General features: G+C 68.2%; 22 protein-coding genes. 12 read left to right on the top strand and 10 right to left on the bottom strand.

The features are described from left to right. Window positions 1-17: 17 nt before the first annotated feature. Genes ACUN0C_RS02995 through ACUN0C_RS03020 form a run of 6 tightly spaced genes read left to right on the top strand, consistent with a single transcriptional unit; the run spans window position 18 to window position 6419 of the window. The gene (locus ACUN0C_RS02995; protein ID WP_445464826.1) at window positions 18-2375 is read left to right on the top strand and encodes a xanthine dehydrogenase family protein molybdopterin-binding subunit; all 2358 of its coding nucleotides are present in this window, start codon (window positions 18-20) and stop codon (window positions 2373-2375) included. Beyond that, the gene (locus ACUN0C_RS03000) at window positions 2372-3205 is read left to right on the top strand and encodes an FAD binding domain-containing protein (protein ID WP_445464827.1); all 834 of its coding nucleotides are present in this window, start codon (window positions 2372-2374) and stop codon (window positions 3203-3205) included. Before ACUN0C_RS02995 ends, ACUN0C_RS03000 begins: the two co-directional genes overlap by 4 nt. Next, a complete protein-coding gene (locus ACUN0C_RS03005) occupies window positions 3202-3687 on the top strand; it encodes a (2Fe-2S)-binding protein (protein ID WP_445464828.1) in 486 nt (161 codons plus the stop codon). The genes ACUN0C_RS03000 and ACUN0C_RS03005 overlap by 4 nt, the downstream gene beginning before the upstream one ends. Window positions 3688-3731: 44 nt before the next feature. Beyond that, window positions 3732-4766 carry an ABC transporter substrate-binding protein gene (locus tag ACUN0C_RS03010; protein WP_445464829.1) on the top strand — a complete coding sequence of 345 codons (1035 nt, stop codon included), beginning with the start codon at window positions 3732-3734 and terminating at the stop codon, window positions 4764-4766. Window positions 4767-4779: 13 nt separating this feature from the next. Continuing rightward, window positions 4780-5628 (top strand): ABC transporter ATP-binding protein, encoded by an 849-nt coding sequence (locus ACUN0C_RS03015; RefSeq protein WP_445464830.1) that lies wholly within the window; start codon window positions 4780-4782, stop codon window positions 5626-5628. Continuing rightward, window positions 5628-6419 carry an ABC transporter permease gene (locus ACUN0C_RS03020; protein WP_445464831.1) on the top strand — a complete coding sequence of 264 codons (792 nt, stop codon included), beginning with the start codon at window positions 5628-5630 and terminating at the stop codon, window positions 6417-6419. The genes ACUN0C_RS03015 and ACUN0C_RS03020 overlap by 1 nt, the downstream gene beginning before the upstream one ends. Before the next feature lie 66 nt (window positions 6420-6485). Here the strand turns inward: ACUN0C_RS03020 and ACUN0C_RS03025 are convergent, their stop codons facing one another. The 4 genes from ACUN0C_RS03025 to ACUN0C_RS03040 all read right to left on the bottom strand — a co-directional run bounded on the left by ACUN0C_RS03025 (window position 6486) and on the right by ACUN0C_RS03040 (window position 10924). Beyond that, window positions 6486-7484: a MaoC/PaaZ C-terminal domain-containing protein gene (locus tag ACUN0C_RS03025; protein WP_445464832.1), complete on the bottom strand. Its 999-nt coding sequence runs from the start codon at window positions 7482-7484 to the stop codon at window positions 6486-6488. A 40-nt stretch (window positions 7485-7524) separates the two neighbouring features. Then, entirely contained in the window at window positions 7525-8460 is a 936-nt protein-coding gene (locus ACUN0C_RS03030) for a helix-turn-helix domain-containing protein (RefSeq protein WP_445464833.1), read from the bottom strand. Window positions 8461-8539: 79 nt separating this feature from the next. Next, window positions 8540-9541 (bottom strand): NADPH:quinone oxidoreductase family protein, encoded by a 1002-nt coding sequence (locus ACUN0C_RS03035; RefSeq protein WP_445464834.1) that lies wholly within the window; start codon window positions 9539-9541, stop codon window positions 8540-8542. Window positions 9542-9589: 48 nt separating this feature from the next. Further along, complete coding sequence (locus ACUN0C_RS03040) at window positions 9590-10924, bottom strand: amidase (RefSeq protein WP_445464835.1); 1335 nt, start codon at window positions 10922-10924, stop codon at window positions 9590-9592. A gap of 577 nt (window positions 10925-11501) precedes the next feature. On the opposite strand from ACUN0C_RS03040, the gene ACUN0C_RS03045 reads away from it, so the two are divergent. From ACUN0C_RS03045 to pyrC, 4 genes are read left to right on the top strand one after another with little or no spacing between them, the layout of a single operon-like run. After that, window positions 11502-12362 (top strand): FAD binding domain-containing protein, encoded by an 861-nt coding sequence (locus ACUN0C_RS03045; RefSeq protein WP_445464836.1) that lies wholly within the window; start codon window positions 11502-11504, stop codon window positions 12360-12362. A 5-nt stretch (window positions 12363-12367) separates the two neighbouring features. Then, on the top strand, window positions 12368-14656 hold the full coding sequence (locus ACUN0C_RS03050) for a xanthine dehydrogenase family protein molybdopterin-binding subunit (RefSeq protein WP_445464837.1): 2289 nt from the start codon (window positions 12368-12370) through the stop codon (window positions 14654-14656). 1 nt (window position 14657) lies between these two features. Then, a complete protein-coding gene (locus tag ACUN0C_RS03055) occupies window positions 14658-15149 on the top strand; it encodes a (2Fe-2S)-binding protein (RefSeq protein WP_445464838.1) in 492 nt (163 codons plus the stop codon). A 27-nt stretch (window positions 15150-15176) separates the two neighbouring features. After that, window positions 15177-16247 (top strand): dihydroorotase, encoded by a 1071-nt coding sequence (gene pyrC / locus ACUN0C_RS03060; protein WP_445464839.1) that lies wholly within the window; start codon window positions 15177-15179, stop codon window positions 16245-16247. Between the two features lie 85 nt (window positions 16248-16332). Here pyrC and ACUN0C_RS03065 read toward each other — a convergent pair whose 3' ends face one another. The 3 genes from ACUN0C_RS03065 to ACUN0C_RS03075 form a co-directional block, all read right to left on the bottom strand. Then, on the bottom strand, window positions 16333-17574 hold the full coding sequence (locus ACUN0C_RS03065) for a Vgb family protein (protein WP_445464840.1): 1242 nt from the start codon (window positions 17572-17574) through the stop codon (window positions 16333-16335). Between the two features lie 115 nt (window positions 17575-17689). Continuing rightward, the gene (gene chrA, locus ACUN0C_RS03070; protein WP_445464841.1) at window positions 17690-18907 is read right to left on the bottom strand and encodes a chromate efflux transporter; all 1218 of its coding nucleotides are present in this window, start codon (window positions 18905-18907) and stop codon (window positions 17690-17692) included. Then, the gene (locus ACUN0C_RS03075) at window positions 18904-19206 is read right to left on the bottom strand and encodes a PadR family transcriptional regulator (RefSeq protein WP_445464842.1); all 303 of its coding nucleotides are present in this window, start codon (window positions 19204-19206) and stop codon (window positions 18904-18906) included. The genes chrA and ACUN0C_RS03075 overlap by 4 nt, the downstream gene beginning before the upstream one ends. Window positions 19207-19307: 101 nt before the next feature. Here ACUN0C_RS03075 and ACUN0C_RS03080 point away from each other — a divergent pair, with 101 nt between their 5' ends. Next, window positions 19308-20093 carry a TSUP family transporter gene (locus tag ACUN0C_RS03080; protein ID WP_445464843.1) on the top strand — a complete coding sequence of 262 codons (786 nt, stop codon included), beginning with the start codon at window positions 19308-19310 and terminating at the stop codon, window positions 20091-20093. Window positions 20094-20133: 40 nt separating this feature from the next. On the opposite strand, the gene ACUN0C_RS03085 is transcribed toward ACUN0C_RS03080, so the two are convergent. The 3 genes from ACUN0C_RS03085 to ACUN0C_RS03095 form a co-directional block, all read right to left on the bottom strand. Continuing rightward, the gene (locus tag ACUN0C_RS03085) at window positions 20134-20865 is read right to left on the bottom strand and encodes a spermidine synthase (protein ID WP_445464844.1); all 732 of its coding nucleotides are present in this window, start codon (window positions 20863-20865) and stop codon (window positions 20134-20136) included. 232 nt (window positions 20866-21097) lie between these two features. Beyond that, the gene (locus ACUN0C_RS03090) at window positions 21098-22054 is read right to left on the bottom strand and encodes a hydroxymethylglutaryl-CoA lyase (protein WP_445464845.1); all 957 of its coding nucleotides are present in this window, start codon (window positions 22052-22054) and stop codon (window positions 21098-21100) included. Between the two features lie 131 nt (window positions 22055-22185). Next, a complete protein-coding gene (locus tag ACUN0C_RS03095; RefSeq protein ID WP_445464846.1) occupies window positions 22186-22905 on the bottom strand; it encodes a GntR family transcriptional regulator in 720 nt (239 codons plus the stop codon). Window positions 22906-23076: 171 nt separating this feature from the next. On the opposite strand from ACUN0C_RS03095, the gene ACUN0C_RS03100 reads away from it, so the two are divergent. Continuing rightward, complete coding sequence (locus ACUN0C_RS03100; protein ID WP_445464847.1) at window positions 23077-24483, top strand: MmgE/PrpD family protein; 1407 nt, start codon at window positions 23077-23079, stop codon at window positions 24481-24483. Window positions 24484-24571 lie beyond the last annotated feature (88 nt).

The raw sequence follows: 24571 nt of genomic DNA on the forward strand, positions 1-24571 counted from the left end.
GGATGAGGTCGCGCAGGATGAACGAGCACGCCGCAGACGGGTGGATCGGGGCAAGCCTGCTGCGCAAGGAGGACGCGCGGCACCTGCTCGGAGCGGGCGCCTTCGTAGCCGATATCCGGCTGCCGGGCATGCAGGAGATCGCCTTCGTCCGCAGCGAGGTGGCCCACGGCGTGCTGAATTCGGTTCGCAAGCCCGCGGGGGCCGCCGCAGGCGTCTTCACGCATTCCGACCTCGCCTGGCTGCGGATACTCGAGGCCGGGCCCGAGCTGTCGGCGTTCCGCTCCAGCCCCTATCCTGCGCTTGCGGAGGGCAAGGTTCGCTACGTAGGGCAGACGATCGCGGCCTGTGTCGCGCGAAACCGCGCCCATGCCGAGGATCTCGCCGAGCGGGTCGAGGTCGACATCGACGAGCTCCCGCCGGTCGTGGACTGCCTCGATGCGATGCGCCCGGGGAGTGCCAGGCTCTTCGACCAATGGCCCGACAACGCCTTCATCCGCAGCAGGGTCGTGGAGGGCGATCCCGGGACCCTCGTCGATGCTCCGCTCCGGCTGCGGCGCCGATTTCGGATGAACCGGCAGGCGACCGTGCATCTGGAGGGCAGGGGCGTCGTTGCGCACTGGGATCAGCGGATGGACGAGCTGGTCATCCATCTCTCGACCCAGGGGCCGCACGTCATGCGGCTTGGCCTTGCGCAGGCGCTCGGGCTTTCCGAGCACAAGATCCGTGTCATCGCCCCCGATGTCGGCGGCGGCTTCGGCGGCAAGAACCGCCTTCTCCCGGAGGAGATCGCCGTCGCGGCGATCGCCATGAAGGTGCCTCACCCGGTGCGCTGGATCGAGGATCGGCGGGAGCACCTGCTCGCCTCCGTACATGCCCGGGACCACGTCTACGATCTCACCATCTCGGCGGACGAGGCGGGCCGCCTGCTTGGGATCGAAGGCTCGGTCCATATCGACGCCGGCGCTTACGCGCTGTGGCCGACAGGCGCCTTCATGGAGGCGAGCATGGCCGCGCGGAACCTGCCGGGCCCCTATCGCATGCGGCATCTCGCGATCGAGACGTTCACGGTTGCGACCAACAAGGCGCCGATGGGCCCCTATCGCGGCGTGGCGCGTCCCGGCGCATGCTTCGCGATCGAGCGGCTGGTGGACGAGGTCGCGCTCGAGCTTGGCCGGGAGCCCGCGGAGATTCGCCGCCTGAACATGGTATCGGCCGAGGAGCTGCCCTACCTCACGGCGGGCGGGCTCATGCTCGACACGGGCGACTACCACGAGTCCCTTGCCTCCGCGGTTGACATGATCGGCCTCGACCGCATCCGCGAGCGGCAGAAGACCCGTGAGCCGGATGGGCGCGCCATCGGGGTCGGGTTTGCGTTCTACTCGGAGCAGAGCGGGCACGGCCAGGCGGAGTGGACGAAACGCAAGTCCCGCGTCGTTCCGGGTTACGAATCGGCACGCGTTCGCGTTCTTCCCGACGGCTCGGTCGTGATCCATGTCGGCGTCCAGAATCACGGCCAGGGCCACGAGACGACGCTTGCCCAGATCGCCGCGCACGAGCTCGGGCTTCACCCCGATCAGATATCGATCCGCTACGGCGATACTGCGACGGCGCCTTTCGGATTCGGCTCCTTTGCGTCGCGCACGATCGTCTTCGCCGGCGGCGCCGTCGCGAAATCGTGCCGCATCATCGCAGAGAGGCTGAGGCGGATCGGCGGCCATTTGCTGCAGACGGATCCCGCCTCGGTGCGCCTGGCGAACGGAGCGGCGGTGGGGCCCGCCGGGCAGGTCGGGATCGCCGAGATCGCGCGTGCGGCGACCGTGCGCCAGGAACTGCTGCCGGAGGGAATGGAGCCGCTCCTGGAGGCGGTGTCGACTTACGAGCCCGCCGACTCCGGGGGCGTTTTCTCCTACGGCACGCATGCCGTGGTGGTGGCGGTCGATCCGGAGACGGGACTGACCGAGATCCTCGATTACGTGGTCGCCGAGGATTGCGGCACGATGATCAACCCGATGATCGTCGACGGCCAGGTTCAGGGCGGGATTGCCCAGGGGATCGGGACGGCATTGTTCGAGGAGATCCCCTATTCGGATCTCGGCCAGCCGCTCGCCACCACGTTCGCCGACTACATGGTCCCGTGCGCGAGCGAAGTCCCGACGGTCCGGATCGCGCATTCCGTCACGCCCGCCAAGGTCACCGAGTTCGGCGTGAAGGGCGTCGGGGAGGGCGGAGCCATCGCGCCTCCGGCGGCCATCGCGAACGCGGTCGCAGACGCGTTCCGGGACCTCCGCGCCAGCTTCGACGAGACGCCGCTGACGCCGCGGCGGATCTCGAACGCCGTTGCGGAGGCCAGACGGGCCAGGGAAGCGTCCGCATGAAGCCGGCCGCCTTCGAATATCTCCGCGCCGATACCGTCGAGGACGCCGTTCGCGCGCTTGCCGAGGCGGCGGATGACGCCCTGCCGCTCGCCGGAGGCCAGTCGCTGCTGCCGCTCTTGGGCCTCCGCATGGCGGCGCCCCGCATCCTCGTCGACATCGGTCGGATCGCCGATCTGCGCAGCGCGGAGGATGTCGGCGAGCGGGTGATTATCGGCGCCGCAACCACGCATTCCGAGATCGAGGACGGGATGGTCCCTGATCCGGGCCGCGGACTGATGCGGAACGTCGCGAAGCGGATCGCATACCGTGCCGTGCGGAATCAGGGGACGATCGGCGGCAGCGTCGCAATGGCCGACCCGGCGGCGGACTGGCCGGCCTGCCTTCTGGCACTGGAGGCCGAAGCGCGGGTGGTCGGGCCGGGCGGCGCGCGGACCGTCGCGATGTCCCAACTCGTCGTGGACGTCTACACGACCGCGCTCCGGCCGGGCGAGATCATCGTCGCCTTCGAGGTGCCGCGCCTGGACGTCGGGGCTCGAACAGGCGTCGCAAAGGTTTCGAAGAAGACCGGCGCGTTCGCGATGTCGATCGCCATCGCAATTCTGAACGACGGGTCGCGCCCCGCCCGGGTCGTTCTCGCGGGAGCCGGACCGAAGGCCATGCGCCTGCCGGCGACCTCGGACCTCGTGCAGTCGGCGTCCCCGACGGAACGCGAGATGCGGAGCGCTGTGGCACGGGATCTGGAGGAAAGTGGCGCTGCGATCGATGACTACGCGCTGCGTCTGCACAGCGCCGTCGTGACGCGCGCCGTAGCCGAGGCGCATGCGCGATGATGACGATCAGCTTTCATGTCAATGGCGAAGAGACGTCGCTCGCCGTCGAGCCGCGGGAAAGCCTGGCCGACGTCCTGCGGGACCGGCTCGCGCTGACCGGCACGCATCTCGGCTGCGAGCACGGCGCCTGCGGCGCCTGCACGGTCGATGTGGACGGCAAGGCGGTCCGCGCCTGCCTGTTCCTCGGCGTCATGGCGGACGGGCGCAATGTGACCACGATCGAAGGGTTGCGCGAGGACAGGGTGATGGCCGTCCTGCGCCGGCAGTTTCACGAGAACCATGCCTTGCAGTGCGGCTTCTGCACCCCGGGCATGCTGGTCATGGCACGCGACTTGCTCAATCGCATGGATAATCCGAGCGAGGCTGAAGTTCGTCAGGGCATGGCCGGCCATATCTGCCGGTGCACAGGTTACGCCGGAATTGTCCGTGCAATTCGCGCGTCTGCGGAAGAATTGGCGATCGCGCGAGCGCCGCAGGATTGAGGGGAATTCTGCGGCATGGGTCGACTTCACAGGGGAGAGGTGCAATGAATCGTTTCGACTTGACCAGACGTCGTCTGTTGCAGGGGGCGGCTGCCGCCGTTGTCCTGCCGTCCGTGCCGGCCTTCGCGGCGAGCCCCGACCAGGTCGGGCTGAGTCTGGAGTTCCGCATCTACGGCGGGAATGCGCCGTCGTTCTATGCCATCGAGGACGGCACCTACGAGAAGCTCGGCCTGGCGGTCACGCCCGAAGGCTCGTCGGGCTCGGACGAGTCGATCCGCCGCGTGGCGGCCGGCACGCATCCCTTCGGTCTTGCCGACGCGACGACGCTGATCGCCTTCGCAGCGCGCAATCCGGCCGAGGCCCCCAAGCTGATCATGCCGATCTTCGACCAGTTCCCGGCGGTGATCCTCAGCTTGAGCAAGAAGCCCGTGAAGACGTTCGAAGACCTCAAGGGCATCACGCTCGGCACCGGCACGTCCGATGCCGGCTCGAAGATCTTCCCCGCCCTGATGGCGCTCAACGACATCGATCCGAATTCCTTCGAGCGGAAGACCGTCGATGTGAAACTGCGCGACGCGATGCTCCTGTCGGGCCAGGTCGATGCCGTGATCGCCTTCGATTACACGGCCATCTTCAATCTGATCGGCAATGGCGTCCCGCTCGAGGACATAACGCTGCTCTACTTCTCGGGGCACGGTTTCGACTTCTTCGGCAACTCGCTGATCGTGAACAGGGACGTTCTGGCGAGCAATCCCGACCTCGTTCGCCGCGTCGCAAGCGCGACGGCCCAGTCCTGGATCAATGCAAACGAGCACCGGGACGAAGCGATCGCGAGCGTGGTCAGGCGCGAGAAGCTGCTCGATCCCGCGGTCGAGCGAGCCCGGATGGACTGGGTCCTGGACAAGCATGTCCGCACGGAGAACGTGCTGCAGAACGGGCTCGGTACCGTCGACACCGCGCGCATGGAGAAGGCGATCGGCGTCATCAAGGAGGGCTTCCAGCTCGAAAGCGCGCCGACTGTCGAGGACATCTATGCCGAAGGCTTCATGCCGCCGGCCGAGGACCGAAAGATTGGCTAGTCAGGTGCTCGCAATGGCTTCCGCAGCGGCCGGTCAATCGGCCGCTGCCCCCTTCGTCGAGATCGAGGACGTCGACCTCCGCTACGCGGAATCCGATGAGACGCAGGCGCTCCGGGGCTTGAGGATGTCGGTGCGCAAGGGCGAGTTCGCAGCCGTGGTCGGCCCGTCGGGCTGCGGCAAGTCTTCGCTCATGAAACTCGTGACCGGGCTGCTGCCGCCGACCGGCGGCACCATGAAGGTCGCCGGCCAAAGGGTGAACGGTCCGCTCAAGATCGTCGGCATGGCGTTCCAGAACGCGACCCTGCTGCCGTGGCGGGACATTCTCTCGAACACGATGCTGCCGCTGGAGATCGTCCAGCCGCATCGGTCTCAGCTTCGCAGCAGACGCAGCGAGTACGAAGCCCGTGCGCGCGGCCTTCTCGGGACGGTCGGTCTCGGCGGGTTCGAAACGAAGAACCCGTGGATGCTTTCCGGCGGAATGCAGCAGCGTGCCAGCCTGTGCCGGGCGCTCATCCATTCGCCCGAGCTGCTGATGCTGGACGAACCGTTCGGCGCGCTCGACGCCTTCACGCGGGAGGAGCTCTGGGGCGTGCTGCAGGACCTCTGGATGCGGCAACGGTTCACCTGCATCCTCGTCACCCATGACCTGCGCGAGGCGGCATATCTCGCCGACGTCGTCCACGTGATGAGCGCGCGCCCCGGGCGGATCATCGGCACCCACCGGGTCGACCTGCCGCGGCCGCGCACGGTCGAGAGCACCTTCGAACCGGCCTTCGTCGACATCGTCCACCGCATCAGGGGCGAAATCGCCCAGGCGCGGAACGAGGCCATGGCCGCCACGCCCGTGAAGGGAGCCGCCTGATGTCACCGCGCGCTTTCCGTCGGCTCGAGAAGCTGATGCCCTGGCTGGTCATCTTTGGAGCGCTGGCGGTCTGGGAACTCGTCGTCCACCTCTTCAACGTCCGGCAGTTCATTCTCCCGGCGCCGAGCGACATCTACCAGGCGCTCCTGCAATACAGGGAGCCGATCCTGGACAGTTCGCTCTTCACCCTCATGAACACGCTGATCGGGTTCGGCATAGGGGTGCTGGTCGGATTGTTTCTGGGGATCCTCATCGGTTCCTCGCGGCTCGCCTATGCCGGGCTCTACCCGATCCTGATCGGCATCAACTCCATACCCAAGGCGGCGGTCGTGCCGATCCTCGTCCTCTGGATGGGCATTGGCCAGCCGCCCGCCATCACGACGGCGTTCCTGCTCTGCTTCTTCCCGATCGCGGTCAATGTCGCCACCGGACTGGCGACGACGGAGCCCGAACTCGAGGACGTGCTCCGCTCCCTCGGGGCGTCGCGGCTGGACGTGCTGTGGAAGGTCGGAATCCCGCGGTCGCTGCCCTACTTCTTCGCGTCGCTCAAGGTCGCCATCACGCTGGCCTTCGTTGGCGCGGTCATCTCGGAGACGCTCGCCTCGAACGACGGCATCGGTTACCTGATGCTGCAGGCCGCCTCTCAGTTCCGCACGCCGCTGATGTTCGCCGGCGTCGCGGTGATCGCAGCCATGGGTATCGCGACTTACCTGGTCTTCGTGCTGATCGAGCAGCGCTTCACCGGCTGGGCAACGCGCAAGCAGACCATGGCGGCGCCGGCCGGGGGCTGATCTCTCCACGGGCGGGCCCCGCCGCCGCGGAGCGCGCCGACCGGTCTGGTCGGAGGTCTCGCACCCTCATGGGAGCCGTGGCGGGACCTTCGTCCTTGCGCAGAACTCGTACACGGTCACTCCGTCCTGATTCGTCCCGGCACCCCGCACGATCATGGCCTCCTCGCCATTCGTCCCCGTGCAGCGCTCGAGCGGGGTGACGCTCCAGGCGACCGTGTCTCCGGCATAGACCGGCCGCAGCCACTTGAGATCGGAGACGGCAAGGAACGGCCCCGGCTCCCCGCCGGCGCCGCGGCACGCTGCCAGGAAGGCGCGTCCCCAGGAGGCGGCGGTATGCCAACCGGACGCGGCAAGTGCGCCGAAGGGCCCGGTTCGCGCCGCGGTTTCGTCCAAATGGAAGGGCTGCGGATCGTATCGCCGGGCGAAGGCGACGATCGCGGCCGGCTCGAAACGGGTCGTCCCGAGCGCGAAAGGGCTTCCGAGGCAGACGTCGCGCCAAGGCCGATCCAATGCCACCGGGGAAGGCGGATCCATCTCCCGCGGTCCCGGCTTCAGCGCTCGGGTCAGGCTCGTCTGCTCGTCCCGACAATCGCGACGGGCAATCATCACCGAATTCGTCTGGGACAGCGCAAGCCCGCGCGCGCCGATCATAAGTTCGAAGCGGAACGTCACGAATCCGATTGCCGGCCGGGAGCGGGATCGGCGCGTCGCGAGCACGGTCGCGCGGCCGGACAGGGTGTCCCCGGCCTGCACGGTTGCTCCCCAGCGCAGGTCGTCGACGCCGGGGGCGCCCCGCGCCGCGACCCCGTTCATCCAGGCGTCGTAGTTCACCCGCATGAGGATGGCGGAAAGCTGCCAGGGCGAGGCTGACGTCGCGGCGGAGATCGTGCCCGCCTCGGGCACCGGAGCGAACTCGGCTGCGAACCAGGCGACCTCCTCTGCGGAAACCCTGTGGCTTCCGAGGCCGAACTCGGCGCCGGCCGCGAAATCCTCGAAATGCAGCATGTCGGCCGAGCTCTCCAGGGGAAGTGCCGGCGCACTGGCTTGCGCACGCGGCTCAATCATGTTCCGGCGCGGATCGGGAGCCGGCGCGGCGCGGCGGGGATCAGCGCCGTGCGGTGCCGGCCGAGCGCTCGCGGAGCGGCCGGGCGCGGTTCCGTTCCTGGTTGCGGTTCAGGAGGTCCCGCAGATAGGCAGCCGCGTCGCGCCCCTTGATCGCCGTCCGCCAGACCTCCTTGACCACGTTCTCGTGCAGCGCCAGCGCTTCGGGCGCCGAAGTCGCCATCGCCACGCCGACTCTTATGTTGGGCTGTTCGCCGAGCCGGAACGGGCTGATCATCAGCGTATCGCCCGAGCGCCTCCGGAAGATCTGAAAGCCCGTGTGAGGAAGGCTGTCGGTGACGAGGCCGATCTGGACGCCGATCGATTCCTCCTCGATGACCGCGGCGAAATGCTCGATCTCGGCCCGGGCCATCTCGCGGCGCATCGCCTTCTTGCTCTCCGTCAGGCTGACCCGGCCCACCAGCCCGTTGTTCAGGAACGGCTCGATCTGCATCGCCGAGATCAAATTGACGATGGGCGGGCGTCGCTTGCGGTAAGCGCGCTTCCTTTCGTGCAGGATCTCCATGATCTTGTCGACGTCCTCGAGAGCCTTGTTGCGGTTCGGCAGGTCGTCGGGGATGCTTTCCCGCAGCACTTGCTCGAGAGCCATCTCGAAGCTGTCCGAGCCAAGCAGGAAGGAGATCGGGCCTGCGAGCACCACGATGTGCTCGGCATCCTCCTCGAGCTGGCGTACGCGTTCGAAATAGCTCACCGCGGACGGGATGTACTCGATACCGACGCCGAGGAGCGTCGGCAGCGACACCTGCAGCAGCTCCGAAAGGCGCTCCAGGGTGTCGATCTTGGCAAGCTCGCCCTTCTCGAAACGGTAGAGGGCCGTCCGGGAAATGCCGAGCCGATCGGCGACCTCGTCGGCGCTGAGCCCGGAGCCGAGTCGGAAGGCCCTGAGGCGGCGTCCGATCTCCTCATACTGCAGAGGCATGTTCTCGCTCCGGATCCTTGTCTTGTCGGCGAGGGCGGCCCGTCATTATGCACCGGAAACCGGGCGCCTGCAGCGCGACCTAGGGGGCATTTCCTGCGGGCAGGAGAACCACGCGTCCGGCCGCGCTCCGATCGCGAAGCATGGCGAGCCCCTCGGCCGACCGTTCGAGCGCGAGCGTCGTGGTCGGCGGCGCGCTGAGTCTGCCCTCGTCGTAGAGCCGGAAGATCTCGGAATAGCAATGCCGCATCAGTTCGGGCATCCGCTTCCGGTAATCGCTCACCTGGAGCCCGCTCACCTCGATGTTCTTCAGTAGAACGTAGTTCACCTTGAGCGTCGGGATTCGTCCGGCGGCGAACCCGATCACCACCAGGCGCCCGCGCCAGGCGACGGCCCGGATGGCTGCATCGAAGATTTCGTCCCCGAGAGGGTCGAGCACGATGTCCGCGCCGCGGTCGCCGGTGAGCGCATGGACCTGCTTGCGCAGGTCGTCCCGCAGGTTCGGCGCCGACAGGTCGACGATTGCGTCGGCCCCGGCCGAGAGCACGAGATCGCGCTTCGCCGGATTGCTGATGCCGGCCAGCACGCGCAGCCCGTACGCCTTTCCGAGCTGAACGGCGGCAAGCCCGACCCCCCCGCTGGCGCCGAGAACGAGCAGGATCTCTCCGGCCTTTGCGCGCGCGCGCTCCATCAGCGCGAACCAGGCCGTATCATAGGCGAGCGCCATGGCGGCCGCCTCCACGAAGCTCATCCGGTCGGGAAGACGGATGCAGTCCTTGGCGGGGACGCTCACCTTCGTTGCATAGCCGCCCTGTTCGGCCAGGGTCTGAACCCGATCGCCGACCTTCCAGTCCCGGACGTTCGCGCCGACTGCGGCGACGACGCCGGTCGGCAGCTTTCCCGGGATGAAGGGACGCGGCGGAAGGAACTGGTACTTGCCTCCGATCACGAGGAGATCGACGAAATTCGCCGCGGTGGCCATGATATCCACGACGACCTCGTCCGCACCCGGCGTCGGGTCGGGCGCGTCCTCCACCGTGAGAGTCTCCGGTCCTCCGAACTCGCGGACGAAAGCTGCGCGCATGGCGTTCCTTCTCTGTCGGGGAAGGCCGAGGCCGGCCTGTTTGGTGCCTCAGGCCGGAATGGCATGGCGACCGGTCGATTCGGGCATCGCGGTTCCGCCGTGGAGGCCGGCCCTCCGGATCAGCCACCGGGCTGCGGCAAGGACCTGGAGGTCGGAATAGCGACGACCGACGAGTTGGACGCCCACGGGCATGCCGTGCGGCCCGCGGATGGCCGGCAAGCTGACGGTCGGGACGTGCAGCAAGGTCCACAGGCCCTGGAAGCTGGGGTCGCCGGCATAGTGCAGCCCTGGGGGCGCCTCGCCGTTCACGCATGGCGCGAGGAGCACGTCGACGCCCTCAAGCAGCGGATCGAGCGCCCATCGGGCGCGCTCCGCGAACCGCAGCGCCGCATGGTAGCGCTCGCCCGAAACGGAATGGCCGTGCTCGACCTGCCGCACCATTTGCGGGCTGATCGCGTCCCGGTGGCGGGCCCACTCCCAGGCGAGCGAACGTGCGCGCTCGACATCGTTGATGATCGCGCGCGCTTCGCCGAGCTCCGAAAAATGTCCCGGCAGGTCGATTTCGGTGAGCTCCGCTCCGGCTGCCGCGGCAAGCTGCGCCGCGTGATCGAGCGCGGCTCGCGTCTCGGCTTCCGCCTTGTCCCACAAAGGGGTGCGGCAGATGCCGATCCGCAGGCGCTCCGGATCGTCGAGCGACTGAGGAGGCGGACTCCAGGTCAGGACGTGCAAGCAGAGGGCGATATCCTCCGGATCCCGCGCCATCATGCCGATCGTGTCGAGGCTTTCCGCCGCGAACTTCAGCCCCATGCGATTGATCGTGCCGTATGTCGGCTTGAACCCGACAATGCCGCAGAACGAAGCGGGCCGGAGAACGGAGCCTCCCGTCTGCGTTCCGAGCGCCAGAGGCACCATGCGATCGGCGACGGCTGCGGCGGATCCGCTCGACGACCCGCCCGGCGTCCGCTCACGGTCCCACGGGTTTTGCGTCGCCCCCGGCGCGCTCCCCGCGAATTCGCAGGTGACGGTCTTGCCGAGCACGATCGCACCCGCCGCCTTCAGCATGGCAACGCATGATGCATCCGCACGGGGCTGATGGCCGGCATAGATCGGAGATCCCATGCCGGTCGGAAGGTCGGCGGTGTCGATCACGTCCTTGATGCCGATCGGAACGCCATGCAGCGGCCCTGCGGCGGGCGTCGCGTCCGCCTGGCGTGCCGCGGCGAGCGCGCGTTCGGGATCGAGCGCGGCCCAGGCCGCGACCTCCGGCTCACGCTGGGCTGTCCGATCGAGGCAGGCCCGGACGAGGTCCTCCGACCGGATCCGGCCGTCCGCAATCCAGCGGGCCGCCTGCGTCGCGGAGAGCTCGTTCAAAGCGCTGGCCATGACAGGATCGTCCACAATCTCGCTCGCAATGATGGCACGCGGCTGAATCTTGGCCACCGTGCAACATTTTTGGTCATCTAGCCTGCAATTGAGCACAGCCGCAAGAGCATTTCGGTCGTGCTGCGGCATGGGAAGTGGCCGCCGAACGGCGCTGCGATGCACCGGAGAGGAGCGGTCCGGTGTTGCGGGAAGCCGGATAAGCCCCGAGATTCTCACCCTTTGCGCAGGGCTCCCGCCGGGCAGTGCATGAGGGCAGCCCCGCCTGCAGGACCGGTTACGAGCCGTTGCAAACGGGTGCCGGGAGTTCGTGTCAAAAAGTTGACTGGTTTCCAAAATCAGGGAATAGTGCGTCTTTAGAACCAGAAGGTGGAGCATCCCGCGACATGACCTGCGCGCGCAATCCTGGCCTACCTGCGCGCCGGTGGACGAGCGCCGGCCAGCATGGGCAGATGCGCAACGGAGAACGCGCGAGCACGTGCGGGCGGTACGGGGTTCGCTCGCCGACGGCCGTCGCGTCCGGCGACCCCGACGCCCCGGATGCTCCTTCGGCCGCCAGCCCGTGCCCGGATCGGTGAGAATGGCAAGCTTCGAACTCCTTGAACCCGGTTCCCTCGAAGAGGCGTTCGATCTCCTCGATCCCGACGATCCTGCGGTCCGTCCGATCGGCGGCGGCACGGCGCTGATGCTGATGATGAAGGCGCAGATCTACCGGCCCGAGCGGCTCGTCAGCCTGCGCCGCATAAACGGCCGTTTCTCCGGGATCGACTTCGCCCCTGGGAGAGGCGCGTTCCGGATCGGTGCGATGACGACATTCGCGGAGCTTGAACATTCCCCCGACATACGCTGCGCGCTTCCGGTCATCCCGCAGACGATGCTCACGCTCGCAAACGTGCGCGTCCGCAACGTCGCGACCGTCGGCGGCAATCTCGCCCATGCCGATCCGCATCTCGACCTGCCGCCCGTATGGGCGGCCCTCGGGGCGCGGGCGACGATCGTCGGTCCTTCCGGCGAGCGCACGGTGCCGGTCGAGGAGATCGCGGCCGGGTATTACGAGACGACGCTGGCCAACAATGAACTGCTCGCCGAGCTCGAGGTCCCGGCCCGGCCGGGCTGGCGTTCCCTTTACGTCAAGGTGACGACCCGTGCGGCGCACGACTGGCCTGCGCTTGGCCTTGCTCTCTCGATGTCGATCGAGGGGCGAACCGTGAGGGATCTGCGTCTCTTCATGAGTGCGGCGGTCGATCGTCCGACGCGGCTCTCGGCGGCCGAGGGTGTCCTGCGCGGCGCCGACGTCGGGGAGGCGGTAATCCGTGCCGCCGGCGAGGCGGCGGTGGCGGAAACCGAGATCGAAGCCGACAGCCGCGGTTCCGCCCCCTACAAGCAGCATCTCTTGCGTGTCCATCTCGGGCGCGCCGTCCGCGCGCTTGCCGGGGAGTAGGGTCAATGGCGGCGAGAACCACGTCCCGGAACATCGGCCAGTCCATCCCGCGCCTGGAGGCGCGGGAGAAGGTGACCGGGCGCACCGAATACGTGCATCATCTCCGGCTGCCCGGCATGCTCTACGGAAAGATCTTCCGCAGCGCGGTCCCGCACGGCCGGATCAAGTCGATCGACGTGTCGGCCGCGCAGGCGCTGGAGGGCGTCGAGCGGGTGGTGACGATCGACGACATCCGCACGGTCATCCCGAACCCCTATTACGGGCCGGCTTTCCACGACCAGCCGATCCTCGCGGACGGAAAGGTCCGCTTCGCCGGGGAGCCGGTCGCAGTCGTGCTCGCCGCCGACCCTCATGTCGCGCAGGAAGCGGCCGCGCTGATCACGGCCGAGTACGAGGAGCTTCCGGCCGTCTTCGACGAGGTCGATGCGATGACCTCCGAAGTGCTCGTTCACGAGGAGCTCAAGCCCGCCGCGACCTTCCCGGACCTGCAGCACCTGAAGGGCCGCACGGGGACGAATGTCGCGCTCGACTACCATCTCCTGCGCGGCGATCCGGAGGCGGCGTTCCTGGCGGCCGACCGAATTTTCGAGCATACGTTCCGCTCGCAGCAGGTGATGCACATCCCGATGGAGCCTTTCGTGGCGGTCGCGGATGCGAGCGAGCGCCAGGTTACGCTGCACACCGCTTCGCAGGGGCCGTCCTTCGTCCGCATCGAGATCGCCCGCCTGCTGGGCTGGCCCGAGAACCGCGTCCGGGTGAAGGTGCCCTATCTCGGCGGCGGCTTCGGCGGGAAGCTCTACATCAAGCTGGAGGCGCTGGTCACGGCGCTGTCGCTGCTGGTGCGCCGCCCGGTCAAGGTCGCGCTCACCATGGAGGAGCAATTCTTCATGGTGACCCGCCATCCCTGCACGTTCACCATCAAGAGCGGGGTAGACGCGGACGGCCGGATCGTCGCCCGGCGCTGCGACATCGTGTGGAACGGCGGCGCCTATGCCGACATCGGCCCGCGCGTGACGCAGAAGGCGGGGTTCACCTCCGCCGGGCCGTACGACATCCCCAACGTCGAGATCAACTCCTACGCCGTCTATACCAACAGGCCGCCCTGTGGCGCGCTGCGCGGCTTCGGCGCGCCGCAGACCGCCTGGGCCTACGAATGCCACATGGACGCCATCGCGGAAGGCCTCGGCCTCGACAAGGTCGAGTTCCGCCGGATGAACCTTCTCCAGGAGGGCCGGCCGCAGGCGACCGGCACGCCCGTTCGCGACGCGGCGCTCGAGGCCGTGCTCGACCAGGTCGCGGATCATCTGAACTGGAGGGAGCCTTTCGACCGCGGCAACGGCCGGATCCGGCGCGGGCGCGGGATCGCGGTCGGCTTCAAGGGCATCACCGCGCCGACGACGTCGGTTGCGATCGTGAACCTCTACGGTGACGGCAGCTGCGGGCTCTACATCAGCACCGTCGACATGGGGCAGGGCTCCGACACGGTCATGGCACAGATCGTCGCCGAGGTCCTCGACATCGATGCCGACACCGTGCGCGTCATGCATCCCGACACCGACGTGACGCCATACGACATGGGCACGCTCGGCTCCCGCTCGACCTTTCACATGGGCACGGCCGTCCGGCTCGCGGCCGAGGACGCCAGGCGCAAGGTTGCGGACCTTGCGCGCGAGCTCGGTCTGCCGGAGGGCAGCAACCTCCCGCTCCGCGAGCTGTTGCGCCGGAAATACGGAATGCAGGCCGGCAACATCATCGGCACGGGCAGCTTCATTCCCAAATACGAGAAGCCCGATCCGGCGACCGGCCAGTCCGGCAACGCGACGCCGTTCTGGGGCGTCGGCGCGTCCGGCGCCGAGGTGGAGGTCGACACGGAGACCGGGCACTACCGGATCACGAAGCTCGTGAATGTGGCGGACGTCGGGACAGCCATCAACCCGAAGCTCGTCCAGGTGCAGCTGTCCGGCGCGGCCATCATGCAGCTCGGTTTCACCACGACCGAGGACATGGTGTTCCGCGACGGACATCTCACCAACGGCTCGCTTGCCGATTACAAGATTCCGACGCTCCTCGACATGCCGGCCACCTTCATCAACGAGCATGCCGATGCGTTCCAGAGCGACGGGCCGTTCGGCGCCAAGGGTGCAGGCGAGAGCACGACGATCGCGCTGTCCCCCGCGATCGGCAATGCGCTGGCGGACGCCATCGGCGTCCGTCTGACGGATCTGCCGCTGACGCCGGAGAAGGTATTCCGCGCCTTGTCGGCCAAGAACGGCACCCCGCTGGCTGGAGAGTGAATTGACTGTTTCCCGCACGATCCGATTCAGGCTGAACGGCCGTCCGGTCGCGGCCGACGTCCTGCCGCACCAGACCCTGGTGGAGGTGCTGCAGAACAGCTTCGACCTCCGCGGCGCGCGCGAGAGCTGCGGTCAGGGCCTCTGCGGATGCTGCACCGTCTATGTCGATTCCAGGCCGGTCTCCGGCTGTCTCCATCTCGCCGTCTTCGCAGATGGCGCGGAGATCGTCACCGTCGAGGGCATTGCGCCCGACGGCGGCCTGGACCCGGTCCAGGAGGCGTTCATCGAAGCCGGCGCCTTCCAGTGCGGCTTCTGCACGCCGGGCTTCATCCTGATGGTGAAGAAGCTGCTCGACGAGCATCCCGACCCCGGCGACGACGAGATCCGTCACTACCTGACCGGAAATCTCTGCCGCTGCTCGGCCTATCCCGAGATCGTGGATGCCGTGAGGCTCGCCGCCGCACGCCGTGCGCGCGCCGCGCAGGCCGATTGAAATGCCGCGCAGCCGAGGATTGGGCCGATGACCGACGCGATCACCATCACCATGCCGGACGACTGGCACCTGCATGTCCGGGACGGCGACATGATGCGCGCCGCGCTGCCGTTCACCGCGGAAAAGTTCGGCCGCGCCATCATGATGCCGAACCTGGTTCCGCCGGTGGCGACGGCGATCGACGCTCTTGCCTACAGGGAGCGGATCCTCGCCGCGCTCCCGGCCGACAGCCGTTTCACGCCCCTCATGACGTGCTACCTGACCGACGACACCGACCCGGACGACGTCGAGCGCGGGTTCGCGGAAGGGATCTTCACCGGCGTGAAGCTCTACCCTGCCAACGCCACCACCAACTCGGCCGCGGGCGTCACCGACTTTGCGCGCATCCGGCCCGTGCTTGAACGCATGCAGAAGATCGGCATGCCGCTCCTCATCCACGCCGAGGTGGTCGATCCCGATATCGACGTGTTCGACCGCGAAGCCGTGTTCATCGAGCGTGTCTTCGAGCCCTGGACGCGGGACTTCCCGGAGCTCCGCTTCATCCATGAGCACCTGTCGACCAGCATCGGGTGCGATTTCGTCCGCTCGAAGTCGGGACAGGTCGGCGGCACGATCACCCCCTACCATCTGGAGCTCAACCGAACCGACTGGCTCGGCTCGGGCAACCGGCCGTACATGTACTGCATGCCCGTCATCAAGACGGAGGCGGACCGCCGGGCGCTGCGCAAGGCGGCAACCGGGGGAGAGTCCTGCTTCTTCCTGGGTACGGATTCAGCGCCCCATTCCATCCACAAGAAGCTCGCGATCGTCGGAGCGGCCGGGCTCTTCAACGCGCCGGTCGCGATCGAGACCTATGCGAAGGTGTTCGAGGAGGAGAACGCGCTCGACCGGCTCGAGGCGTTCGCCTCGCTCAACGGACCCGCGCATTACCGCCTGCCGCCGAACGAGGGGACGATCACGCTCGAGCGGCAGACCTGGACGGCGCCGGAGGAGATCGTCGTGCCCGGACCCGAGGAGAGGGCGCTCGTCTATCGCGGCGGCGAGGCCATCGCTTGGAAGGTCGCCCAGGTCTCGTTCCAGGATGCCGGCCGGGGCTGACGCAGCGACGCGATCCGGCGCTCGGGCGGCGACGCCATCGGATCGACGCCCGCGCCGCGCTTGCGGGTCGCCGCGCGTGTCCGCGCTACCGCATGGCTTCGTCGCGTTTTACGGTGACGCGCGCAATGTGATTGGTGGCGCTCTGGTGGATCAGCAGCGCCGAGCCGTCCGGTGTCGTGCGCATGTGGCGCAGGATGCCGGCATGGACCGGGCCCGAGGGTATCGGCCAGCTCTGGAAGGTCTCCGTCTCAGGCTCGAAGCGCACCAGCATGTCGGGCCGCGCACCGCTTTCGTTGTACCAGACCGCCCCGTCGAAGATCGCGATGGCGTAGGGATGCGAGCGCGGGCCGCTCGGCGAGTCCCATTCCTGGATGTCGCCTGTCGCCGGATCGTAGCGGCCGATCCGCCCGAGTCCCGAATTGACCCACCAGATGATCCCGTCCGCATCGATATCGAGCCTGCGCACCGTCGTGCCGGCTTCGGGCAAGGGGATTTCGGTCACGTCCATCGTCCGGGGATCGACGCGCAGCAGGCAGTTTGCGCCGTTGCAGGCCACCCAGACCGTGCCATCCGCGCCGATCTTCAGACCATAGGGGCGCGAACGCTCGCGCGGGCTGTCGGCCAGCCGCACTTCGCCGGTCTCCGGGTCCAGCCGCCCGATCATGTTGCTGCCTTGCAGGCTGAACCACAGGGCGCCATCCGGCGCGAACTCGGCCGTATGCGGATCCCGCGCAGCCTCGATGGGCATCGGGTATTCGGTGATCTCGCCGGTTTCCGGGTCGAGCCGGCCGATGGTGGCATTGCCGTTGCCGGTGAACCAGGCAGCGCCATCCGGACCGATGTTCACCGAATGCGGCCGCGCGCCCGCAGGCAGGTCGAATTCCTCCATCGCGCCGGTCGCGGGGTCGAGCCGGCCAAGCAGGTCGTGCCACTGGCCAGCCCACCAGATGCTGCCGTCGGGCGCCGCGACCGGGTCGCGCGAGCGCTGGCCCAGGGTGGGCACCTTCCACTCCTCGAAGCGGATGGTCAGCGGGCCGTCGACCGGCCTCGCGACACGCTGCTCGTTCGGCGGGAAAGCCTGCGCGAGATAGTCGAGGATCGCCGCCTGGGTTTCGGGATCGCCCGACAGGTCGATCATGGTTGCAGTGAGGGACTGCCAATCGTCGCGGCTGTAACCCGAACTGCGCTCGATCAGGTTCACGCCATGGCAGGCTGCGCAGACCCCTTCGACCGCCTCGCGTCCGGCGGCATCCGGCAGCGCCATGGCCGTTGCAGGAAGGCAGAGTGCCGTGGCGATCACGGCGGAGCGCAGCGCGTGGAGCGGCATCGGGGGCTCTTGCTTCGTCTCCGGAGAGACCGATCCTACCCGAGAACGCAATCCTGCAGAACCTTCGGTGCCGGCCCGCAGGCCTTCGGTCGATCACGAATGCGCTAGGTGCGGCTCATGCGATCAAGGCCAGCCCGATCCCGCCCAGTGCCGCAACGATGACCACGACCCAGGGAGGTGCCTTCCACGCCATCAGCAGCACGAAGCAGGCGAGTGCCAGCGTGAAGTCCCTCAAATCGCCGACCGCGCTCGTGAAGACCGGCGTATAGAGCGCCGCGCCGAGAATGCCGACGACGGCTGCGTTCGCCCCCTGCATCAGCGATTGTGCCCGCGCCATGCTGCGGAAGCGGTCCCAGAAGGGCAGAACGCCGACGAGCAGCAGAAACCCCGGCAGGAACACTGCCAGCAGCGCCAGCGTCGCCCCGGGGATCCCGTTCGGTTCGGGCCCCAGAACGGCTCCCAGATAGGCCGCGAACGTGAACAGCGGCCCCGGCACCGCCTGCGCGGCGCCGTAGCCCGCCAGAAAGCTGTCCGGCGTCACCCAGCCGGGCTGCACCACTTCGGCCTGCAGGAGCGGCAGCACCACATGACCGCCGCCGAACACCAGCGCACCGGCGCGGTAGAAGCTGTCGAAGACCGCCAGGGTCTGGGCTTGCCCCGCGACCAGCGGCAGGAGGGCCAGGAGCCCGAAGAAGGCCAGCAGCGCCCCGCCGGCGATCCCGCGCGAGACCGGCATGGTGACATGCCCGCTGACGGGTACGCCCGTTCCGCGCCCCAGCGCCAGGCCGGCCAGCGCCCCCAGAAGGATCGCGCCCACCATTCCGAACGCGCCCGGCACGAAGGCCAGCACCGCGACCGCCCCGACGGCGATGGCCGCGCGTTCCTTGTCGGGGCAGAGGTTCTTCGCCATTCCCCAGACTGCCTGTGCGACGATCGCCACCGCGACGATCTTCAGCCCGTGGATCGCCCCCGTTCCCACCGGCCCCGCAATGCTCGCCGCCGTCATCGCGAAGATCAGGAGCACCAGGGCCGAAGGGAGCGTGAAAGCCGTGAAGGCCGCGAGCGCCCCCAGCCAGCCCGCGTGCGTCATCCCCATCGCAAAGCCCACTTGGGATGAGGCCGGGCCTGGCAGGAACTGGCACAAGGCGACGAGATCGGCATAGGCGCTGTCGCTCAGCCAGCGCCTGCGCGTGACCAGTTCGTCGCGAAAATATCCGAGATGCGCGATCGGGCCGCCGAAACTCGTCAGGCCCAGCTTGAGGAAGGCCGAGAACACTTCTCCCGGCGTTCCCTGCGCCGGCTGCGCCTCGGCTGTCAGCGGCCGCTCGGTCATTCCGTCCCCTCTTTTCCCTTGAGTTCACGCAGTCGGGCCCGCGCCACCGCCAGCCCTTCGCGTCCTTTTTCAGTAATCGTGTAGAACTTGCGGGACGTCCGGCCGTCGCGCTCGGTCTTGCTGGTCAGGTATCCGTCCCGTTCCATCTTCGAGAGCATCGGATAGAGCGTTCCCGGCGAGAGCCGGTAGCCGTGCCGCGCCAGCTCGTCGATCATCCACTGGCCGTAGACCGGATGCTGGCCCGCATGATGGAGGACGTGCAGGCGGACGAGCCCCGAAAGTAGGTCGTGGTGTTCCATTCGTGCGGGCAAGCAAATCACCATCGATCGTCGTCATCGACATTCGATAAGCCGGCATGTATGTCTGACGTCAATCCCCGCGAAGCGAAGCCGGGCGTTGCATGGACATCCTGTTCGTCGCCCTCGTCGCATTCCTCGCCTCCGGGCTGACGCTGTTCTCCGGCTTCGGACTCGGCACGATCCTGATGCCGGCCTTCGCGCTGCTGATGCCGGTCGAGGTGGCCATCGGCGCGACGGCCGTGGTGCATCTGGCCAATAATCTGTTCAAGCTGGCGCTGGTGGGGCGTCGGGCCGATCCGCGGGTGCTGCTGCGCTTCGCGGTTCCGGCGGCGCTCGCAGCAGTGTTGGGGGCTCTGCTTCTGGTTCGGCTGTCGGATCTCCCCACCATTGCGACCTGGACCGCTTTCGGCAGCGAACACCGCATCGAGGCGCTGCCGCTGGCCATCGGCACGCTGATCGCGGCCTTTGCGCTGCTGGAACTGTCGCCCGCCTTCGCCCGGCTGCAGTTCCCGGCGCGGTTCCTTCCGCTGGGCGGGCTGGTCTCCGGGTTCTTCGGCGGATTGTCGGGCAATCAGGGGGCATTCCGCACCGCCTTTCTGATCAAGGCAGGGCTGTCGAAGGAGGCATTCATCGCGACCGGCGTGGTGGCGGCGGTGATCGTCGACGTCACGCGGTTGAGCGTCTACGGCCTGTCGCATTTCACACGGGATTTCGCCGACCTGACGCCCGATGTCTGGACGGTGGTCGGCGTTGCCGCGCTCTGCGCCTTTCTCGGGGCCTTCATCGGGTCGCGCATCCTGAAGAAGGTGACGCTACGCGGCGTCCAGATCACCGTCGCTGCGACGATGCTCGCTCTCGGCATCGGGCTGGCCCTGGGGCTGATCTAGCCGGGCCCCTCGCAATCGCCGACGATGGGATGACCGCCGCTCATGCGCCTCCGCCCTGCGCCGTTCGGGCGAGGTAGACGGTCTGCGTGAAGATCTTGTCCTGCAGCGGGTTGTGGAAGGTGATCGGCTCGGCCCAGGCGCGAGCGAATATGGCGCCGAGCGTATCGACGAAGCGCTCGTCCGGCCCCTCGTTGGACCAGAGGCCGAAGATCGCGCCGGGCTTCAGATGCCTGCTCAATGCGCGCAGGCCGTCCCGGCCGTAGAAGCTCTTGCTGCGGTCGTCGAGCGGCGCGTCCGGGGTATGATCGATGTCGACGAGGATGGCGTCGAAGCGCCGGCCCGGCGCGTTCGGATCGAAGCCCGCCTCGCTTACGGCCATGGCGAAGAAGTCGCCCTGGACGAACCTGCACCTGTCGTCGCCGCAAAGCCCTCGCCCGAGCGGCAGCAGGCCGTTCCGGTGCCATTCGATGATCGGGGTGAGGAACTCGACCACGATCATCGAAGCCGTCTTGGGGTGGTCGAGCGCCGCCCGCGCAGTGTAGCCGAGCCCAAGGCCGCCCACGACGACCTCGGCGGAAGAGGCCGGTGTCGCGTCCAGTCCGAGCTGCGCGAGTGCGACCTCGGACGTGGTGAAGGCGCTCGACATCAGGAACTCGTCGCCGAGCATGATCTCGAGGACGTCCAGGTCCAGCCTCAGGTCGCGTCGACGGCGCAGGCTCAGCGCTCCAATCTCCGTCGGCCGGAAATCCAGTTCCTCGAACAATGCGCCCATGCGGTGCTTCGGCCCCCCAGCTGTGGCGTTTCGAAAGGCGGCCGACCTCGCGAAGGCCTCGCCGCGTCGCTTCACATGATGCTTCGCGGGCCGCTCCGCCAGTTCCGAGGCGGGATGCCCGTCCGGCAGGACGCCGGCGTCGCGCAAGGCCCGCATGGCTCGGTCGCGCCGCGCCCTTCGCGGCGCCCCGCGACCTGGTTTCCCAGGTCGCAGGCTCGGACACTTCCCGCGCTCAGGCCGCCTTGCGGAAGCGCCGGAGGGTGCCGCCGTGCATGACCGAGCCGGGGAGCTGCCGGCCGAAGATCCGCTCGGCGAGGTGTCCGATCTCGATCAGGCGGTCGAGATCGATGCCGGTCTCGATGCCCAGCTCCTCGCACAGGAAGACGAGGTCCTCCGTGCAGATGTTGCCGGCCGCCCCGGCATGGCCGGCAAACGGGCAGCCGCCGAGCCCGGCGACCGCGGTGTCGTAGTTCGTCACGCCCATCTCGAGCCCCGCGAAGGCGTTCGCGACCGCCATGCCGCGGGTGTCGTGCAGGTGGAGTATGATATCGAGCTGCGGGTACGCCTCCTGCACCGCGCCGACGGTCCGGCGTATGTGCATGGGCGTCGCCCAGGCCATCGTGTCGGCGAGGCGCACCTCCTTCGGATCGAGATCGTGCGCGGCGGCGATCTCGAGCGCTTGGCCGATCGCCTCGATCACCCGGGCCGTCGGGATGTCGCCCTGGAAGTTGCAGCCGAAGGCTGCCATCACGCCGATTCCCGTCACCGGGACGCCGGCGGCCTTGTACACCTCCATCTGGGCGTGCTCGCTGGCGATGTTTGTGGCGAAGTCGGTGCGCTGGTTGCGCATCAGGAACGGCTCCGAGGCGCAGATGCGGATCGAGCCGGCGACCGTCAGCTTGTCGCGATGGGCGAGCGCGCGCTCGAAGCCCTTCGCGTTGAGCCACAGGGCCGTGTACGCGACGCCGTCGCGCTTTCGGAAACCATCCACGACGGCATCGGCATCCGCCCAGCCCGGGACGTGCTTCGGGCTCACGAAGGACGCGACCTGGATGTGGCTGACGCCGGTTTCCGAGAGCGCGTCGATGAGCTCGATCTTGTGCGCCGTGGGGATCGGCGCCTTCTCGATCTGGAACCCTTCGCGAGGGCCTTCCTCGTTGATGTGCACGTGCTTGGGCAATCCCGTCATGGCGCTTCTTCTCCTCTGATCGGTGCAGCTGGGCGCGACGTGCGCGCCAGCTGTGAATCTCGAGCGGTGATCGGGGGCGCCCCGGGCTCACGGCCTGCGCAAGCCGCTCCGTCACTCCCCCGCGCGGGCGTTCAGTGCAGATCCGCCCAGTAGTGAAGTCCGTCCGTGATGCAGCGCGAGACGCGACGCTCGACCGGGGTGCCGTCGAGCGCATAGGCGGTGCGGTCGATCAGGAGGAGGGGCGTCGCCGCCGGGCAGCCGAACGCGGCCGCGTCCGCCTCGGTCGCCGCGACGGCCTTCACCCTTTCCTCCGCGCGCCCGACGGTCGTCCCGTAGCGGGTCGCGTAGAGCGAATAGATGCTGTTCGGCAGCGTCTCGATGGCGTCGAGGCCGGGAAAGCGCGCGACCGGGAGATAGAGCTTCTCCACGATCACCGGCCGGCCGTCGAGGTCGCGGGTTCGGTCTACCTCCCAGACCTCGTCGTCCGGGCTCAGCCGCAGCGGCCCGGCCGTGGCGGCGTCCGCTCGGACACGGCGGATGCCGTGGATGACGCTCATCGGCGGGAAACGTCCGCCGTCGTCGAACTTCAGCCGGAAGAACTGAAAGAGGAGGCGCCCTTCTTCGGGGACGCGCACGAACGTGCCGCGCCCCTTCTGCCGGTCCAGGAGGTTCTCCGCGGCGAGCGACTCGATCGCCTTGCGCAGCGTGCCCTGGCTCACGCCGAACTCGTCGGCGAGCTCGATCTGGCTCGGCAGCATGGTGCCCGGCGGCCAGCGCCCGTCGATCAGGCGCCGGAGGAGCTCCTCCCGCACCTGCTCGTAGATCGGTGTGAACGACAGCTCCGACGTCATCGACCGCATTCCGCTTCGCTTCCGCCCATACGCGAACTGCATTGACACAACAAGATCGCGAGGGGTAGGTCTTATATAGGTTAGCAAAGCTCGCAGACAAAAACCGGCGGGTTTCGAGGCGGCGGGGAGCGGTTCGGCTCCGCCGCGCAGCAGTCGAGGGAGAGGGAACGGATGGGCGCTCCAGCAGGCACGCGGCCGGAACTCGAAGGCCTGACGCAACGCTTTGCCGAGCTTGCGGCCGGGCTCCGGTACGACGATCTCCCGGACGACGTCGCGCTCCGCGCCAAGCTCATCCTGCGCGACGGCATCGGCAACCAGATCGCCGCCTCCGCCATCAGCGAGGTGGCCGGCAAGATCGTGGACCTCGCAGCCGAATGGGGCGGGGCGGAACAGGCCACCGTGGTGGGCCACGGCATCCGGGTTCCGGCTCCGATGGCGGCGCTCTGCAACGGCACCCTCGGCCACGGCGTGGAACTCGACGACTCCCACGGCTCGGGGCTGATCAAGGCGGGTTCGGTGCTCGTCCCGGCCGCGCTCGCCGCGGCCGAGCTCGGCCGCGCAAGCGGAAAGGACGTCATCGCTGCGCTCGTGGCGGGCTACGAGGTCTCGCTGCGCATCGCCAAGGCCATCAATCCGGGTCACCGCCAGCGCGGCTATCACACGACGAGCACGGTCGGGGCCATCGGCGCATCGGTGATCGCGGCCCGCCTGCTCGGGCTCGACGCCGGGGGCATCGCGCATGCGCTCGGCCTGGCGGCGATGAATTCCGGCGGCATCCAGGCCTATCTCGACGATCCGTGCATGGCGAAGCCGCTCGGGCCCGGCCGCGCGGCCTTCAACGGCGTGCTCGCCGCAGTGCTCGCGAGCCGCGGCGTCACCGGCCCGCGCAAGGTGCTGGAGGGCCGCGAGGGCTTCCTGAACGCCTTCACCGATTCCGTCAGGGTGGAGGATCTCCTTGGCGGGCTGGGCGAGCGCTTCGTCATCATGGAGAACGGCTTCAAGCCGCATTCCGCCTGCCGCTACGCGCATGGCCCGATCGATCTCGCGCAGCATTTCCACGGCGAGGGCGTCCGGGCGGCCGAGATCGACGGCGTGCTCGTCCGCATGAGCGAGCTCGCGATCCGGCAGGCCTCCAAGCCGGAGTCCGGCTCTCTCAACACGGCGATGGGCAGCACCGAGTTCGGCGTCGCGCTCGGCCTCGTGCGCGGCAGCAACGGCCTCCGCGACTATTGGGAGGGCTTCGAGGACTCCGCGGTCCATGCCCTTGCGCGCCGTGTCGCGCTCGCCGCCGAGCCGGAATTCGGCCTGGGCGGCCGGCAGGCCATCGTCGAGGTGCGCCTCAAGGGCGGAGCCGTGCTGCGCGCGCGCTCGGAGGAGCCGAAGGGCGAGCCGACCTCGCCCCTCAGCCGCGAGGATCTCGACCGCAAGTTCTTCGCCACCGCGGGAATGGTGCTCGACGACGCGCAGACCGCGACGATCAGCCGGGCGCTGATGGCGCTGGAAGGCGAGCCGCGGGCGGCGAGCCTGCTGCCGCTCACGGTGGCGCCGTCTGCACGCCCGGCGCTGCGCGCCGCCTGACGCGACCAGAACGCAACCGGATCACCGAACGAGCTCCGAAAGTCCCATGTACGATTTCCAGCATCTCGACGTCGAACGCCCGTCGGAA

This window comes from Faunimonas sp. B44 (assembly GCF_052655945.1).